This window comes from Vibrio sp. 10N.222.48.A3 (assembly GCF_041475345.1).
Lineage (GTDB): Bacteria > Pseudomonadota > Gammaproteobacteria > Enterobacterales > Vibrionaceae > Vibrio > Vibrio tasmaniensis_A.
This window is the reverse complement of the sequence record NZ_JBFRVX010000021.1, coordinates 1-272: the sequence shown is the minus strand read 5'-3', so window position 1 is coordinate 272 and position 272 is coordinate 1. Positions and strand designations below refer to the sequence as shown.

At 50.4% G+C, this 272-nt stretch carries 1 protein-coding gene; it reads left to right on the top strand.

Annotation, left to right across the window (positions count from 1 at the left end; translation table 11 throughout):
• Positions 1-272: hypothetical protein (locus AB4653_RS00850; RefSeq protein ID WP_372103100.1), on the top strand; the 272-nt coding region annotated here is incomplete at both ends.

Sequence of the window (272 nt, the reverse complement as noted above, 5' to 3'; positions counted from 1 at the left end):
CGCAGACAAACTTCCAGCCGTTGAAAGCTGCATCAGCCAATTCGAAGGCGTGAGCATTGCCAACTACAACGCTCCGACTCAACTGGTTATTGCAGGTCCAACTGCAACGGTTCAACAAGCAGCACAAGCGCTAACAGAACAAGGCTTCAAAGCGATTGCTCTGCCAGTGTCTGGTGCTTTCCACACACCGCTTGTTGCTCACGCTCAAAAACCATTTGCTTCTGCAATTGATAAAGCTTCATTCAGCGCTCCAACGCTGCCGCTTTACTCGA